15 protein-coding genes and 1 pseudogene are annotated in these 15243 nt (G+C 64.5%); 8 read left to right on the top strand and 8 right to left on the bottom strand.

Annotated elements, in window-relative coordinates; translation table 11 throughout:
• Positions 1-19: 19 nt before the first annotated feature.
• The 5 genes and pseudogenes from P6U29_RS38635 to P6U29_RS38615 form a co-directional block, all read right to left on the bottom strand.
• A complete protein-coding gene (locus P6U29_RS38635; RefSeq protein ID WP_407115336.1) occupies positions 20-322 on the bottom strand; it encodes a hypothetical protein in 303 nt (100 codons plus the stop codon).
• Positions 323-655: 333 nt separating this feature from the next.
• A pseudogene (locus P6U29_RS38630) lies at positions 656-861 on the bottom strand (DUF3088 family protein); the annotation flags it as partial.
• Between the two features lie 126 nt (positions 862-987).
• A complete protein-coding gene (locus P6U29_RS38625) occupies positions 988-1566 on the bottom strand; it encodes a hypothetical protein (RefSeq protein ID WP_407119549.1) in 579 nt (192 codons plus the stop codon).
• Between the two features lie 174 nt (positions 1567-1740).
• On the bottom strand, positions 1741-3081 hold the full coding sequence (locus tag P6U29_RS38620; protein WP_407115335.1) for a tetratricopeptide repeat protein: 1341 nt from the start codon (positions 3079-3081) through the stop codon (positions 1741-1743).
• Positions 3082-3096: 15 nt separating this feature from the next.
• A complete protein-coding gene (locus P6U29_RS38615) occupies positions 3097-4107 on the bottom strand; it encodes an aldo/keto reductase (RefSeq protein ID WP_407115334.1) in 1011 nt (336 codons plus the stop codon).
• 145 nt (positions 4108-4252) lie between these two features.
• Here P6U29_RS38615 and P6U29_RS38610 point away from each other — a divergent pair, with 145 nt between their 5' ends.
• Positions 4253-5419, top strand: coding sequence for an IS110 family transposase (locus tag P6U29_RS38610; RefSeq protein WP_407115333.1), 1167 nt, complete (start codon positions 4253-4255; stop codon positions 5417-5419).
• Positions 5420-5962: 543 nt separating this feature from the next.
• Here the strand turns inward: P6U29_RS38610 and P6U29_RS38605 are convergent.
• A complete protein-coding gene (locus P6U29_RS38605; protein WP_407115332.1) occupies positions 5963-6388 on the bottom strand; it encodes a PaaI family thioesterase in 426 nt (141 codons plus the stop codon).
• Between the two features lie 68 nt (positions 6389-6456).
• Between P6U29_RS38605 and P6U29_RS38600 the strand changes: the two genes are divergently transcribed.
• Both P6U29_RS38600 and P6U29_RS38595 read left to right on the top strand, forming a co-directional pair.
• Positions 6457-7083 (top strand): NUDIX hydrolase, encoded by a 627-nt coding sequence (locus tag P6U29_RS38600; RefSeq protein WP_407119548.1) that lies wholly within the window; start codon positions 6457-6459, stop codon positions 7081-7083.
• Between the two features lie 56 nt (positions 7084-7139).
• Positions 7140-8357 (top strand): hypothetical protein, encoded by a 1218-nt coding sequence (locus P6U29_RS38595; RefSeq protein WP_407115331.1) that lies wholly within the window; start codon positions 7140-7142, stop codon positions 8355-8357.
• A 238-nt stretch (positions 8358-8595) separates the two neighbouring features.
• On the opposite strand, the gene P6U29_RS38590 is transcribed toward P6U29_RS38595, so the two are convergent.
• Entirely contained in the window at positions 8596-8901 is a 306-nt protein-coding gene (locus P6U29_RS38590; RefSeq protein WP_407115330.1) for a hypothetical protein, read from the bottom strand.
• A gap of 193 nt (positions 8902-9094) precedes the next feature.
• On the opposite strand from P6U29_RS38590, the gene P6U29_RS38585 reads away from it, so the two are divergent.
• From P6U29_RS38585 to P6U29_RS38565, 5 genes are all read left to right on the top strand, one after another.
• Positions 9095-9574 carry a hypothetical protein gene (locus P6U29_RS38585; protein WP_407115329.1) on the top strand — a complete coding sequence of 160 codons (480 nt, stop codon included), beginning with the start codon at positions 9095-9097 and terminating at the stop codon, positions 9572-9574.
• 158 nt (positions 9575-9732) lie between these two features.
• The gene (locus P6U29_RS38580) at positions 9733-10680 is read left to right on the top strand and encodes a TAXI family TRAP transporter solute-binding subunit (protein WP_407115328.1); all 948 of its coding nucleotides are present in this window, start codon (positions 9733-9735) and stop codon (positions 10678-10680) included.
• Positions 10681-10870: 190 nt separating this feature from the next.
• The gene (locus tag P6U29_RS38575) at positions 10871-12982 is read left to right on the top strand and encodes a TRAP transporter permease (RefSeq protein WP_407115327.1); all 2112 of its coding nucleotides are present in this window, start codon (positions 10871-10873) and stop codon (positions 12980-12982) included.
• On the top strand, positions 12943-13356 hold the full coding sequence (locus P6U29_RS38570; protein ID WP_407115326.1) for a DUF1850 domain-containing protein: 414 nt from the start codon (positions 12943-12945) through the stop codon (positions 13354-13356). The genes P6U29_RS38575 and P6U29_RS38570 overlap by 40 nt, the downstream gene beginning before the upstream one ends.
• Positions 13357-13447: 91 nt before the next feature.
• Entirely contained in the window at positions 13448-14254 is an 807-nt protein-coding gene (locus P6U29_RS38565; protein ID WP_407115325.1) for an SDR family NAD(P)-dependent oxidoreductase, read from the top strand.
• Positions 14255-14322: 68 nt separating this feature from the next.
• Here the strand turns inward: P6U29_RS38565 and P6U29_RS38560 are convergent, their stop codons facing one another.
• A complete protein-coding gene (locus P6U29_RS38560; protein ID WP_407115324.1) occupies positions 14323-15093 on the bottom strand; it encodes a hypothetical protein in 771 nt (256 codons plus the stop codon).
• Positions 15094-15243 lie beyond the last annotated feature (150 nt).

The following is a 15243-nucleotide window of genomic DNA, read 5'->3' as shown; positions in this document are numbered from 1 at the left end:
TCTTTACCAGCTCTGTGTCTTACCAGCGTCCGCCGCCGAAGCTGAACGTCACGCCGGGACCGCCGCCATAGTAACCATAGGGGCCGCCGCCGTAATAGCCGTGGCGCGGGTAATAGCCGTAGCTTCTGTAATACGGCCGGTAATAGCCGTGATGCCGCCAGTGATGGTGACCATGCCAGCGATGGTGCCTGCGGTGCGCGCTGATGTCGGTGGATTGGCTTTCCTGCGCGGTCTGCTTGGCGCTTACGCTGCCGGCCGCGTTCGCCGATCCGCCGGCAAACGCCGCCGCACCGAGGGCGATCGCGGCAATGAGATATTTCATGTCATCACTCCAGTTGAATGTCGTGTGACAACACATGGGGATCCAGCGCGTTCCCGCCAGTGCGGGCGTCCAAACGACGCATATGTGAGTTCCGATGAATACGCGTTAACGTCTGTGGATGTTTGAAGGCCGCGCGTTCTATTGTCGCGTGACGGTGCATCGCCTGCGGATTCGTGCTCCGGATACAGCGCAGCCTCTCGTCGACGATGCGCTGCTGAACCGGGTCCCATGTTGCTGGTGTGCCGCTGCATGGGTCCCGGCTCTGCGCAGCAGCGCAAAGAGCGCTGAGCGCGTCCGGGACACCAGAGTGGGCACGCATTTTCGCACACACTCTCACGGATGCGGATCGGGAAAGCCGTGGCGCTCGGAGAGCGCGGCGAGCATTGCGTCCTTGTCGGCGAGAAGGCGCAGCCCTGGTGGCCGCCGGTCTGGTGCGGCGAAGTCGCCCCAATCGCGAGCACGAGCCGCGGCAGCGATTGGTTCTCCTCGCCAACCAGCGTGATCACGGCTTGCCGCGGCGGTGGCCAAGGAATCCGTTCGCGGCGCAGATGGCGGTCTATCAGCTCATGAAGGTCGATCGCCCTGTGCCGCCGGTAACGCGGCACGATAAGTCGCTCGCCGTGATCTTCGCGACGCTGGAAAAGGCGTTCGCATGATGGATGGAGCTACTTGAACGGATCCTGGATCGACGGTGCCGATTGGCGGATGCGGCGCACGCTGACCGGCGTGCCGTCGGAGACGAACAGGAGCTCGTATTTGCGTCCCTCGCTGTCGGTTGCCGAGCAGGTGACATCGTTCACCTTCCTGGCGGCGAAATTGCCGGTCTGTCGGCAGATGCCGGTGGAGGTCTGCTCGGCCGGCACCGGCAGGCCGTCGACCCTCGGGCGGTCCTTGGAGTTGAGCAGCATGCGGTCGATCGGCAGCTCGTAGGAATTGTCATCGGCGCGCTTGCCGTTCTCGCCGGAGAACGACACGACGTGGCTGTCATCGGAGGGATCGTCGACCGCGACCGCGAAATTGACCCGGCCCTTGTCGCCGTGAGCATAGGCCACCGTCTTGCACGCGAAGGGGCGGCCTGCGACCCTCAACGTCTTGCAGTGGCCGGACATCAGCGCGAGCAGATCGATGAAGGCGTTCTGCTGCGCCTGCGGATTGTCGAGCGGGATGGGTTTGGAAGTCTCGGCAAAACAAGGACTTGCCGAGGCCACGAGCAACGCGGCGAGGACCGCTCGACAGAAGCGCATCTTGAGGCTCATGTGCCAGAGGGCCGTGGCGGCGGACAAGTTCCGCATCATAACAATCGAACCGTAAATTGGTTGCGATCCCGTTTGTTCTGCAATTCCCGTCTGGAATACCACCGTGTCACCCCGACAGCGATTCGCCCAAATCGCCCAATCCGTTCCAAGAGGCACCTGCCATCACAGCGGTGTTTTTTTCGTGGCGGAGCTAGCTGTCGCCGCCTGCCAGCGCGCATCGCGTAGGGACGGCCGGCGGTGCAGGCGGGCGTCCAGTAGGGCACGGGCGCGGGGCAGCTCACCGCTGCGCACGAGCGCGACAATAAAGGTATCCTCGATCAGCTCGCGTTGGGCATGGCTGCCGCCGATGCGCACGACCTCGCCGAGGACCGGCGCGAGCATCTGCACGCAAGTCCCGTAATCCTCGCCGGCAAAAGCCGCGAGCGCCCGGAAGATCGCCGGCACCACGGGGCCCGCCGGCAGCTTACCGTCAGCGAGCCGCTGCTCGATCACTGCAAGGCGCGCGGCGAGCGCCTCGCGGTTCTGCGTCGCCGCCGCGAACAGCGCCATGTGGACGTCCGCAAAGGACAGGCTCGACTTCGGAAACAGCTTTTGCGCAGCGGCGTCGGCCTCGCGCCACAGCGCCTGCGGCACGGTATGACCGTAAGCCGACAGGCGCCAGAGCAGGGACGCGCTGTCGGTGATGACGTTGAGTGGCGGCGCCTGCGTCGCGGCGGGCTGAAGCACGTCGGCATAGATCGCAAGCGCCCGTGCGGCATCGCCATGTTCGAGCGCACCGAGCGCCTGATGCCAGCGGATATGGCCGTGCAGGATTCCGGCGCGATCGTAAGTCGGGATCCATTCGTCGACGAGACGATCGGCTGCGTCGATCGATCCATCCTCGAACATCGCGTGCAGCATCGCGTGCGCCCCGTGGGCATTGGCCCGGCGCAGATTGAAGCCGCGCTCGGTGACGGCGCGGCCGCGCGCGACCTCGCCATTCTCCGTCATCGCCCAGCCGAACATGGTGAGGAACCACCAGTCCTCGCCGTAATGCTGCGCCACGCGTTCGCAGAGCTCATGCCGGGCGCGATCATGGTCGGCCATGCCGGAGAAGGCGAACAGGCCGAACGCGCCGAGAGGCAGCGACAGCACCACGGCGTCGCGGGGCCATTCGTCGATGTGCTTCAGCGTCGATGCGATCGCCTCCGGCAGCCGGCCCTCGATCGCGAGCGCCAGCGTCTCGACATGCGAGCGCTCGCGCTCGGTGCCGCGCCTGGCCACCAGCTCGCGGGCGAGCGCCGCCTTGCCTCGGGCGAGATCGCCCTGCTGGTAGAAGGCATGCACGCGGCCGCGAGCGATATGGGCCAGCGCAAAATCCGGGTCAGTCGCAATCGCGCGCTCCAGCGTCTCCGCGGTGCCGGTCCACCCAGAGAGCATCAGGTCGACGCCCTCGCGATAGGCGCTTGCTGTCTCATGCGAGGTGGTGGAGAGCGGCAGGCCGTAGCGGTCTTCAAAGGCCATCGTGGTCTCCCTCTCTCACGCCGTCCGCGCGCGGCGGCCTTCGATCGGATAGGCCGGGTCGTTATAGCCCGGCGTTGAGGGATGGCCTGGCGTCACCAGGCGGTCGATCAGCGCCTCGTCCTCCGCGGTGAAACGATAATCGAGCGCGCTGATGTAGCCGTCCCATTGCTCCTCGGTGCGGGGGCCGGCGATCACGGACGAGACGAAGGCGGAGTTCAATACCCATGCGACCGCGAACTGGCCAGCGGTGATGCCATTCTTCTCCGCGTGCGTCTTGATCTCCTGCGCGAGCTGAAGCGATTCCGCTCGCCATTCGGTCTGCATCATGCGGGTGTCGTTGCGGCCCGCGCGCGTCTCCTTGTCAGGGGCCGCATCGGGCTTGTATTTGCCTGTCAGCACGCCGCGCGCCAAGGGACTATAGGGAACGATGCCGAGACCGTAATAGGAACAGGCCGGGAAGTGCTCGACCTCGGGCATGCGATTCATAGCGTTGTAATAGGGCTGGCTCACCGCGGGCCGGTCGATGCCGAGCCGATCGCAGATGTTGCAGATCTCGGCAACGCGCCAGGCGCGGTAATTCGAGACGCCGAAATAGCGCACCTTGCCCGCGCGGATCAGGTCGCCCATCGCGCGCACCGTTTCCTCCAGCGGCGTCGCATGATCTTCCTTGTGCAGATAGTAGATGTCGATGTGATCCGTGCCGAGCCGCTTCAAGCTCTCGTCAGCCGCCTGCAGCACCCAGCGCCGCGACAACCCGCCGCGATTGGGATCATCGCCCATGGGGTTGGCAAGTTTCGTCGCGAGCACCCAGGCGCTGCGATTGCTGGCGATCGCGCGGCCGACGACTTCCTCGGACGCGCCCTTCGAATAGGCGTCCGCGGTATCGATGAAATTGATCCCGGCATCACGCGCCTTCGCGATGATCTGTCTTGACGCGGCTTCATCGGTCGGCCCGCCGAACATCATTGTGCCGAGACAGATCGGCGACACTTTCAGGCCGCTGCGGCCGAGCTGACGGTATTGCATGGGCGGGTCCTCGGTGCGTCTTCATGCACCAGCATAGCCGCCCAGTACGGTCATTGCGAGCGCAGCGAAGATTCCATGGGGAGTGGATAGCGACCGGGTCTGAGGCCAGACTGAGGTTGCTGAAGCACTCAACCTGGAGACAACGATGTTGCTCGATCATCTTTCCGACGGACTGGCCGCTATCCGGACGCAGATTGGCGCAATTTTTGTGTCATTGGAACTGAGCCGTTCGACATGGCTGGTTACATCGCTGTCGCCCGGCAAGGGCGAGAAGATGTCCAAACACAGCGTGAAGGCCGGCGCTATTGCGGAGCTTTTGAAGCTCTTTGCAGCGCTGAAGCGTAAGGCACAGGCGCGAACGGGCGAGAGTTATCCGATCATCACCATCCAGGAGGCGGGGCTGGATGGGTTCTGGCTTCACCGCACTCTGCAGTCGGAGGGCGTCGAGAGCTACGTGGTCGATCCGGCCTCGATCGCGACGCCGCGCCGGCGCCGGCGGGCCAAGACGGACCGGTTGGACGGCGAGACGCTGTTGCGGTCGCTTCTGGCCTACAAGCGCGGCGAGCCACGGGTCTGCGCGATGGTCGTTGCCCCCTCTCCGGAAGAAGAGGACCGCCGCAGGCTTTGCCAGGAGCGGCGGACCTTGATCGCGGAGCGGATCGTGCATGTGAACCGGATCAAGGGTGTTCTGTTTGCGCAAGGGATATTCGACTACGTGCCGCTGCGGCGCGATCGACGGACGCGGCTTGAGGCCTTGCGCACGGGGGACGGGCGGCTGCTGCCGGCGCATTTGAAGGCGCAGATCAGCCGCGAGCTCGACCGGCTCGAACTTCTGCTTGACCAGATCGCGGCGGTAGAGCGCGAGCAGGATGCATTGCTGGCTGCAAGCCGACCAGCAGGCGAGAAGGCTGCATCGAACCCGGTCGCGATGCTGCTCGACTTGAAGGGCCTGGGCCCGAACTTTGCTGCCATTCTCTGGTCGGAGGCCTTCCACCGTCAGTTCACCAACCGCCGCCAGGTTGCGTCCTATGCCGGTCTTGCGGCCACGCCATGGCGCAGTGGCGGCATTGAGCGTGAGCAGGGCGTGTCGAAGGCCGGCAATCCGCGCCTGAGAACCACGATGATCCAGCTCGCCTGGCTGTGGATACGTCACCAGCCTCAATCGGCTCTGACCCAGTGGTTCAAGGCCAACAGCCAGCGCGGCCGCAAGCGCACAATCGTGGCGCTGGCGCGCAAGCTGCTCGTGGCCCTGTGGAAATACGTGACCGCCGGCGTCGTGATCGAGGGAGCCGTGGTGAAGCCCGGCGCCTGACACCACGCCTCTCAGCCTCAAAACCAATCCGCCGAGGTTGATCAGCCTCGGCCGATCCGGGTGGACGAACCGATGGATTGCATGGCTTCAAACGCCGTAACGAAGAAGGGTCTCGTCCTCTCGAGCCTGCCCGCCGCAAGCGGAATGTTGGTGCAGTCGCCACCGCGCAACGACCGAATGTGAGTTTGATCTGGCATGCAAACCAGATTGCCAAAACCGGCTCGACCCTTGGATCGCCAACCATAGGAGTAGTTCACGCCGCACTTCCCGACCTAACGAGCCTGAAGGCGTGCTCGCTCAGGTCAAGACCAAGCCGCTTCGCGGCGGCCCTCACGGGCCGGTCTTGACCTGATCTGCGCGCGCCATCCGAAAAGTTCCGCGGTCGGGACGAAGAGCTGGCCTGCAATCGAACAAAGAGCTGACCATAAATCTTGACACATCAAATCCCCATGTGAGCAATCCAGAGTGCCTCCGCGGGAAGATTCCGGATTGCTTCGCTTCGCTCGCAATGACGCGAGGGCGGAGCGACCTGACCGCGTAATCCTACGCCGGCCCCTTCAAGATCTTGAACACGCCATTCGCCATCACGATGCAGCGGTCGTCCACCGTCACTTCTGTGCTCATGAAGATCAGGCTGCGGGTCGAGCGGACCACGCGCGGACGGGAGATCAGGATGTCGCCGATCTGGCCGGCTTCCACGAAGTGCGTGTCGAGCTGCACCGTCGCCATATACTCCTTGCCGGAGACATAGCGGGCAGTCATGCCGCAGGTGCGATCGGCGAAGGTCATCATCACGCCGCCCTGGACCATGCCGCGGCGGTTGTGGTGCTTGTCTTCGGTGGCGAGTGCGAACTCGTAATGGCCGTCGACCTTGCGCTCCCACAACGGGCCGATCAGGTGCAGGAAGCCCGTGGTCTCCAAGATGCTCCAGCCGTCGGATTTCAGCCTTGCGGCGGCCTTGTTGGTCATGTCGTCGTCCGTTGCTGTGCGGGCCTTGCGAGCTCATTTCATCGGGGCCGGACGTGGTGTAGTCAAGCATCATGAGATCGTTCGACGATGCCACACGACGGAATATCGCGGATGCCTGCGCAGCCTTCACGCGGCTGCGGGAGGATGATGCGCCGGCGGCGCTGAAGCGCGCCGCGGTCGCGGTTGCGCTGACCGCGAGCGAGGGCGAGGACACTGCGCTGCTGCTCACGCTGCGGGCATCGCATCTGCGCGCCCATCGTGGCCAATGGGCGCTGCCTGGCGGCCGCTGCGATTCCGGCGAGACGCCGGTCGAAGCGGCGCTGCGCGAGCTCGACGAGGAGCTTGGCCTTCGCCTCACGTATGCGGATGTGCTCGGTACGCTGGACGATTACCCGACACGTTCCGGCTATCTGATCACGCCGGTCGTGGTCTGGGCGGCCGATAGCGCCGCGATCAGACCGAACCCGGACGAGGTCGCGTCCGTCCATCGCATCGCGCTCGCCACGATCGAGCGCGATGACGCTTTCGATTTCGTAGCGATTCCCGAAAGCAGCCGCCGCGTGATCCGCTTCCATCACCAGATGAGCCTGATCCATGCCCCGACGGCAGCGCTGATCTACCAGTTCCGCGAGGTGCTGGCGGGGCGGCATACCCGCGTCACCGACTTGGAACAACCGGTATTCGCCTGGAAGTGACGATGGTAAACGGCGCGTTAACGTGACGGTTACCGGATGCCTGCTAAGAGGGCAGCATGCATCACATACCGATTCGACGCGTCCTGACGCTGGTTCCATTCGCGCTCGTGCTGCTCGCGCCGGCCGCACGCGGCGGCGAGGCCGACACGCTGCCGCCGGCCGTTCGCAATGCCAACGCCCAGCTGCTCTCGCAGTTTTTCGCGCAAGGTGGGGCCTCGCCGGCGGTGCTCGAATATCGCCGCAAGCTCGCGGAATATCAGGCCGCGCGCGCTGCCTTCGACGCCGAGGCTGGCGCCTATTGGAGCCAGATCGCCGAGAAGCGGAAAACGCGCAATGCCAAGCGGCGCAGCGGACAGCAGATCACGTTAGATGATTACGTGCTGGAGCATCCGCCGATTTACACCGGGCCGAAGCGGCCGGTGAACCCGGAGCCGGAGGAAACGCCGGAGCGCCCGCCCCGAAAGCCCATTCCGGTGGTTGCCGATTTGCTGCGCGCGGCGCAGGAGCTCTATCAGTTTGTGCCGCAGCGCCCGTCAAGCGAGGTCGAGTTCAAGCGCGCCTATGCGCGCTACGCGCTGGCCTCGGGGTTGACGCGCGAGCAGGCGGTGCGGGTCTATTCGTTCGAAACCGGCGGTACCGGCAGTTACGACGTGCAGGCGGGCATCGAGCATGGCGGCAGGCGCGCGATCTCGACCGCGATGGGCTACAACCAGCTGCTGACCACCAACAGCGTCGAGCTGCTCGCCGAGCAGGGGCATGAATTCATCCGCGCGCTCTCGGACAAGGTGGCGCGGACGTCGGGGCCGACGCGCCAGACGCTCGAGCACAAGCTCGCCGTGCTGAAGAAAATGGTCGCGCATGCGAAGTCGGTGCCCGACACTTGGTCGGAGCACGAGAAGATCGGCAACACCGCGCAGGGCTGGGCCATGCATGCGATGGTGCTGGACATCGACATCGGGCCGATGCTGCAGACCCACAAGCTGCTGACTTCGGTGCTGTTCGCCCGCGCCAAGGGCTACAGCCGCCCGCTCACCGCGGCCGAGCTCGAGATGATGAACCTCACCGGCGACGGTACCGGCCTCGACATGGTGACGATGCCGCGGGCGATGCGCGAGCAGGTGCCGACCTCGAACTTCTTCCAGCGCGGAGGCTATGAGCGCAACCCCGTCGCGATCCGCCACAACACGGTGGCGAAGTTGCTCGCGGTGACGGATGAGCGCATGGACTCGAACAGCAGCAAAGCCGGCGCAAGGGAGCTGGCGGCGGCGTTTTAGATCTTCCTGCCTCAACCTCCGCTGTCACGCCCCGGCTTGCCGCCTTCGCTAAAGCTCCGGCGGGCCGAGCACCCTTGCAGGCCCGGCGTAGCCCTGGCGAAGACGGGACTGGGGCATCCAGTACGCCGCGGCCTCTCGATTCAACCACCACCGCCTCTGGAATACTGGATCACCCGCTTTCGCGGGTGATGACACCAGCTGTGTGGCGCTGCAACCGCCGGCCAGCCCAATCAAGCTTCTACTGGTCCGGCCCGAACTTGAACTTGCCGTCGCCCTCGAGATATGGGCCGGTGCGCATATAGAGCTGGCCGTTATGGCCGATGAAGAACAGCGTGCCCTTGGGCACCTTCTTGGCGCCCTTCAGCAGCTCGCCGGCGTTGCTGGTGCCCATCTTGTAGGAATAAGTCTTGCCGTCCTTGTCGTAGGCGTAGCCCGTATCGGGCTTGAGCTCCCAGGGCGTCGCTCCGGTTTGCGCCAATGCGGGCCCTGCGAATGCGCCGAGCGCGGCTGCGATTGCAAATGTCTTGATTAAAAATGCCGTCATCCCATCCTCCCACGGTCGGGACATTCCAGGCTTGAACAAATCACGAACGATGCGTCCGGGTCAATTTGCGAAAGCGCCGCAGCGCATCACGTCTTGCCCAGCAGCTTGTGATTTTCCCTTCGTCCCCTCGCGACTATGTTCCGCTTTCCGTCTAGAACGCAACTCGACAAAATTATTGGCAGGGATGATTCGGATGCGCCATGTGATCAAGCTTTGCTGGGCCGCTGTAATGTCGCTGACGGCGCTGGCGCCGGCAGCCCGGGCCGATGATTACCAGCTCAGCCACAACCAGCGAATCTCGTGCAGCCGCGGCCTTGCGCCGGGCAAGCTGAACACGGCGACCTGCAAGTCCTACACCTATCTCTTCAACACCAAGACCTCGGAATATTTCCGCTGCCAGGTCTCCCTGGCGCTGACCCGCGACAACAAGGAGGTCATCAACGTCCAGGCCGACGGCGGCTGCACCAAGAAGCCGCGCATCTTCGAGACCGACGGCCGTTATGACTTCGATGCCACCGAGACCGAGCCGCCGAACACCAACTCGTTCTTCGGCCCCGGCGGCTATTCGGTCTGGGCCGCCGAGGTCACCGCACGGAAGGTGCGCGGCTGCATCATCATCTCTTCCGGCCTCGGCTCCGACATCTCTAAATGCCTGGACATGACGTTCCAGTAGGACTTGCGACCGACAGTGCGCCACCTCGCCGCACCTGCTGGTTCCCTGGAATCGAACCAAAACGGCCATTTGCCGCAGTCCTGTTTTGCCTTTTGGATGGGTTGACCCGCACCCCTCATCCGGCCAATTTCGCCGCCGGTTTGGGGAGTACAACAACCATGAAACGAACAATTTTCGGCGTGGCCGCGGCTCTTGCTTTGGCGGCGTCGGCACCTTGCGCGCATGCGCAATCCTTCATCAACGTGCTGACCGGCGGCACTTCGGGGGTCTACTATCCGCTCGGGGTCGCGATCGGAAAGATCTATGGCGACAAGATTCCGAACGTGAAGACGCAGGTGCAGGCCACCAAGGCGTCGGTCGAGAACCTGATCCTGCTGCAGCAGGGGCGCGGCGAGCTGGCGTTCACGCTGGGCGACTCGCTGAAAGCGGCCTGGGACGGCGAGGAAGAGGCGGGCTTCAAGACCAAGCTCGACAAGCTGCGCGTGATCGGCGCGATCTATCCGAACTACATCCAGATCGTCGCGACTGCCGACAGCGGCATCAAGACGCTCGCCGACCTCAAGGGCAAGAGCCTGTCGGTCGGCGCGCCGAAGTCGGGCACCGAGTTGAACTCGCGCGCGATCCTCGCCGCGGCCGGCATGAGCTACAAGGATCTCGGCAAGGTCGAATATCTGCCGTTCGCCGAATCCGTCGATCTCATGAAGAACCGGCAGCTCAACGCCACGCTGCAATCGGCCGGGCTCGGCGTCGCCTCGCTGAAGGACCTGTCGACCTCGAGCCCGATCACGGTGGTATCGGTGCCGAAGGAGACCGTGGACAAGATCGGCCCGCCCTTCGTCTCGGCGATCATTCCGGCCAACACCTATACTGGCCAGGACAAGGACGTCCCGACTGCGGCCGTGATCAATTATCTCGTCACGAGCTCCGCCATATCGGACGATCTCGCCTATCAGATGACCAAGCTGGTTTACGAGTCGCTGCCGGAACTCGCCAACGCGCACGCCGCCGGCAAGGAGATCAAGCTCGAGACCGCGGCCACCGGCAGCCCGGTTCCGCTGCACCCCGGCGCGATCCGCTATTACAAGGAAAAGGGGCTGATCAAGTAATTCTCCGCTGTCATTCCGGGGCGGCTCGTCAGAGCCGAACCCGGAATCTCGAGATTCCGGGTTCGATGCTGCGCATCGCCCCGGAATGACGAAGAGGGAGTTTCGCAAATGCCCGGGAAAATCCCGGGCATGACGTTTTTAGGGCGCTGTGCCAACGCTAAGGCGCACGGACAGGCTGAGGACGAATGAAATGCTGGAAAAGGCAGAGGCCACCGAGGCCCCCATCAAGGTCGAGTTCGACAATTTCGAGCATGGCTTCCCGGAAGGCTTTGGCCCGGGCTGGTGGGGCCAGCTCGCCTACTGGATCGGCATCGCATTCGCGACCTTCCAGCTCTATGTCGCCGCCTTCAACTACTTGCCGAGCCAGGTGGTGCGCGGCGTCCATGTCGGCTTCCTAATCCTGCTTACCTTCGGCCTGATCGCGAATTTCACCGCGAAGAGCAATTTTGGCCGTGCGCTCGGCTGGCTGATCGGCGGCGCCGGCTTCCTCTGCGGTCTCTACCAATGGATCTTCTACGCCGACCTGATCGCCCGCGACGGCGATCCGACCCGACTCGATCTCGTGGTCGGCACGCTGCTGGCGGTGCTGATCTTCGAGGGCACGCGGCGGCTGATGGGCGCGGCGCTGCCGCTGATGTGCGGCGCGTGTCTGGTCTACTGGTTCTTTGGCCAGTACCTGCCGTCGCCGCTCAACCATCGCGGCTATGATTTCGACCAGATCGTCACCCATCTGTCGTTCGGCACCGAAGGATTCTACGGGGTGCCGATCTACGTTTCGGCGACCTACATCTTCCTGTTCATCCTGTTCGGCTCGTTTCTGGAGCGCGCCGGCATGATTCAGCTGTTCACCGATGTCTCGCTCGGCCTGTTCGGCCGCACCCGCGGCGGCCCGGCGAAAGTTGCGGTGTTCGCCTCGGGCATGATGGGCACGATCTCGGGCTCGGGCGTCGCCAATGTCGTGACCGTCGGCCAGTTCACGATTCCGCTGATGATCAGGTTCGGCTATCGCCGGGCGTTCGCCGCCGGCGTCGAGGCGACGGCCTCGATGGGCGGGCAGATCATGCCGCCAGTGATGGGCGCGGTCGCCTTCATCATGGCCGAGACGCTCGGCGTGCAATATTCGGAGATCGTCAAGGCGGCTGCGATCCCGGCGATCCTCTACTTCGCTTCGGCCTTCTGGATGGTTCATCTGGAGGCTGGCAAGCATGGCCTCACCGGCATGAAGCGCTCGGAAACACCGAGCGCCTGGCGGGCGCTGGTGAAGGGCTGGTACCTCGTGCTGCCGCTCGCAGCCCTGATCTACATGCTGTTCGAGGGCTTCACGCCGCTCTATGCCGGCAGCATGGGCCTGGCGCTGACCGTGGCATTGATCCTGGGGACCAGCATCACGGCGGGCGTCTCGGCGACCGTCATCCGCTACATCTTCTGGATCGGACTTGCCCTCGTCGTCGCCGCGCTGTCGCGTGACGGCCTCAAGATCGTGCCGGTCGCCTGCGTCGTGGTCGGACTGATCGTGATCACCGCCTTCGTGCGCGGCGGCTTCGCCGCCTTGCGCGCCTGCCGCGACGCGCTGGCCGAGAGCGCGAAATCCGCCATCACGGTCGGCATGGCCTGCGCCATCGTCGGCGTCATCATCGGGATGATGTCGCAGACCGGCGTCGGCACCATCTTCGGCGGCTGGGTGATCGGTCTCGGCGAGAAGAGCCTGTTCCTGGCGTTGGTCATGACCATGCTGCTGTCGATCCTGCTCGGTACCGGCATCCCGACCATCCCGACCTACATCATCACCGCCGCGCTCGCCGCGCCGGCGCTGGCCAAACTCGGCGTACCCCTGATCGCGAGCCACATGTTCGCGTTCTACTACGGCATCATGGCCGACCTGTCGCCGCCGGTGGCGCTCGCCGCGCTCGCGGCCGCGCCGATCGCCAAGGAGAACCCGGACAAGATCGGCTGGGAGGCGATGCGCATCGCGCTCGCCGGTTATGTCATCCCCTTCATCTTCGTCTATTCGCCAGCCTTGATGCTGCAGGCCGGCGATCCCATGGCCGCCAAGCTCGGCTTCTACGGCGCGGTGGCGCTGGCGAGCTTGAAGGCGCTGGTGGCGATCGCGCTGTTCGGCATGGTCGCGATCGGCTTCCTGTTCACGCGGCTGACGCTGATCGAGCGCCTGGGCGCGCTCGGCGCCGCGTTCTGCCTGCTCGGCGAATTCCCGTTCAGCGACACCGCGGGCTTCGTGCTCGCTGCGGCGCTCGTGCTGTGGCAATGGCGGCAGCGTCCGCCGGCGGCGGTCGAGGCGGCGTGAGCCTCTGCTTCGCAACGGCGCTCGGCGTGAAGGCGCTGGCGCTGTCCGCGTTCACGCTTGTCTGGACGCATTCGATTGCGAAGGTCGATTGGCAGGAAGACTGGCGCGTCACGCCCGCCGGCCTTGAGCTGGTGCAGGCACGCGTCAAGGGCACCGGACCCGGCATGGAGCCGCCGCCTGAGGCGCGGCTCGTCGACGGCTGGTTTCAATGGCAGCCGCAGCGTGCGCCGATGCCGGAGGTGGTGCTGGGCAATTCGGGTGAGGCCGGGGAATGGCGGTTGTGCCATGAGGGAAAGTGCCGGACATTGTCGGAGATTGTCGGGCATCCGATCGGTGCTAACGTCACGACGATGAGAGTTTGCAAGGATCCGTAGCCCGGATGGAGCGAAGCGTAATCCGGGACCGCTGCCCCGGATTGCGCTGCGCTCCATCCGGGCTACAAGAACAACAACGAGGAGACATACGATGGATCGGCTCAAGGGCAAGGTTGCGATGGTGGTGGGGGCCGGCTCGATCGGACCCGGTTGGGGTAATGGCAAGGCGACCGCCGTGACCTTCGCGCGCGAGGGCGCGCAGGTGTTTTGCGTCGATCGCAACGGTGCTGCGGCCGAGGAGACCGCGAAGATCATCACCGGCGAAGGCGGCAAGGCGATGGCTTTCACGGCCGACGTCTCTCGCGCCAGTGAGATCGAGGCGATGGTGGCGGCGTGCCTGAAGGCCTATGGCCGCATCGACGTGCTCGACAACAATGTCGGCATCGCCGAGATGGGCAGCGTTGTCGAGGTGAGCGAGGAGAGCTGGGACCGTGTCTTCAGCGTCAATCTCAAGAGCGCCTATCTGGCCATGAAGCACGTCATCCCCGTCATGGTGAAGCAGGGCGGCGGCTCGATCATCAACATCTCATCGATCGCCTCGATCCGCCACATGGGCATCTCCTATGTCACCTACGGCACCTCGAAGGCGGCGATGAACCAGATGACACGCACCACCGCGATCGAGTTCGCGCGCCATCATGTCCGCGTCAACGCGATCCTGCCCGGCCTGATGAAAACGCCGATGGTCGAGCACTCCGCCGGCCTCGCCGCCAGCTACGCCAAGGGCGACGTCGAAGCGATGTGGCGCGCACGCGATGCGCAAGTGCCGATGGGCCACATGGGCGATGCCTTCGATGTCGCCAACGCTGCGCTGTTCCTGGCCTCGGACGAGTCGAAATATGTGACGGGCATCGAGCTCGTGGTCGATGGCGGGATCACGTGCAAGGCAGGGGCGTAGCCTCAACCTCCCCCGTCGTCCCGGACAAGCGCGCGCCGATCCGGTACGACAGCGGAGTTTGTCGCTGCCTACTGCGCCAGCGCCAGAATCCCGCCGGCAAACGCGTGCCACGCTGCCGTCTCGCTGACCGGCCAGTTCAGCACCTTCACCGCCAGAAGCGCGAGCGTGCCGTAGATGTAGACCGGATGCACACGACCGTCGGTGCGCCAGTCGCGCACCATGGCGACGACGAGCAGAAGGGAGGCGACCACAGCCGGCGTAATCGTCACGGGCACCGGCGGCGGGCCGGGCGGTCCGGGAGGTGCGAGGAAGGTCAGGAACCAGCGCGCAATCGCGGCATCGAGGATCGAGACCGCCGCCAGCAGCATCAGGCGCTTGTGAATCTCGGGCCTGCGCGTGTTCATGATCGCCAGCACGAACACGACTGCGAAGAACGCGATTCCGCTCATCGGCACGATCGAAAAACCGATGCCGGCGTCCTTCTGCCCGAGCGCGGCGGAATGTTGCATCACGTGCACGGAGGCGAGGAAGCCGAAAATCGTCATCGCCGTCGCGAGCGATACGCCGGCGACGCCGAGCGAACGGTGATTGATCACACGGCCGGAGGCCGCGAGCCAGGTCTGGAGCACGAAATAAAGCGACCAGGTGAAGAACAACAGTCCGTGACAGTGAATCACTGGACTTGCGGAGAAGGTCCGCTGGGCGAGCGGCACCCAATAGGTCGGTGCGAAGCCGAGAAAGGCGGTGGCCGCGCAGGCCAGGGCCATGTGGAAATAAAAATATCGTGCAGGCGACGCATCACGCGCGCGTACACGACGGTCGTCGATCAGAGTCGTCATCAGGAATGAGTCTGGTGAAGCGGGGTTTGGTTCAAACGCCGGCCGTCACCCTCTGACGTCGTCCCGGACAAGCGCAAGCGCAGATCCGGGACCCCTAATCACAGGACGTGGTTCTGTCGCTGGCTGGCAACTCCGAGTTTTCGGCAAACA

The sequence above is a fragment of the Bradyrhizobium sp. LMG 9283 genome (assembly GCF_045571415.1).
Taxonomy (GTDB): Bacteria; Pseudomonadota; Alphaproteobacteria; order Rhizobiales; family Xanthobacteraceae; genus Bradyrhizobium.
This window is presented reverse-complemented; position numbering and strand designations above follow the sequence as displayed.

What these genes read in the sequence shown, in the direction of transcription:
- P6U29_RS38635 (WP_407115336.1), bottom strand. Translation starts at nt 322, where the DNA reads ATGAAATATCTCATTGCCGCGATCGCCCTCGGTGCGGCGGCGTTTGCC.
- P6U29_RS38625 (WP_407119549.1), bottom strand. Translation starts at nt 1,566, where the DNA reads ATGCGCTTCTGTCGAGCGGTCCTCGCCGCGTTGCTCGTGGCCTCGGCA.
- P6U29_RS38620 (WP_407115335.1), bottom strand. Translation starts at nt 3,081, where the DNA reads ATGGCCTTTGAAGACCGCTACGGCCTGCCGCTCTCCACCACCTCGCAT.
- P6U29_RS38615 (WP_407115334.1), bottom strand. Translation starts at nt 4,107, where the DNA reads ATGCAATACCGTCAGCTCGGCCGCAGCGGCCTGAAAGTGTCGCCGATC.
- P6U29_RS38610 (WP_407115333.1), top strand. Translation starts at nt 4,253, where the DNA reads ATGTTGCTCGATCATCTTTCCGACGGACTGGCCGCTATCCGGACGCAG.
- P6U29_RS38605 (WP_407115332.1), bottom strand. Translation starts at nt 6,388, where the DNA reads ATGACCAACAAGGCCGCCGCAAGGCTGAAATCCGACGGCTGGAGCATC.
- P6U29_RS38595 (WP_407115331.1), top strand. Translation starts at nt 7,140, where the DNA reads ATGCATCACATACCGATTCGACGCGTCCTGACGCTGGTTCCATTCGCG.
- P6U29_RS38590 (WP_407115330.1), bottom strand. Translation starts at nt 8,901, where the DNA reads ATGACGGCATTTTTAATCAAGACATTTGCAATCGCAGCCGCGCTCGGC.
- P6U29_RS38585 (WP_407115329.1), top strand. Translation starts at nt 9,095, where the DNA reads ATGCGCCATGTGATCAAGCTTTGCTGGGCCGCTGTAATGTCGCTGACG.
- P6U29_RS38580 (WP_407115328.1), top strand. Translation starts at nt 9,733, where the DNA reads ATGAAACGAACAATTTTCGGCGTGGCCGCGGCTCTTGCTTTGGCGGCG.
- P6U29_RS38575 (WP_407115327.1), top strand. Translation starts at nt 10,871, where the DNA reads ATGCTGGAAAAGGCAGAGGCCACCGAGGCCCCCATCAAGGTCGAGTTC.
- P6U29_RS38570 (WP_407115326.1), top strand. Translation starts at nt 12,943, where the DNA reads ATGGCGGCAGCGTCCGCCGGCGGCGGTCGAGGCGGCGTGAGCCTCTGC.
- P6U29_RS38565 (WP_407115325.1), top strand. Translation starts at nt 13,448, where the DNA reads ATGGATCGGCTCAAGGGCAAGGTTGCGATGGTGGTGGGGGCCGGCTCG.
- P6U29_RS38560 (WP_407115324.1), bottom strand. Translation starts at nt 15,093, where the DNA reads ATGACGACTCTGATCGACGACCGTCGTGTACGCGCGCGTGATGCGTCG.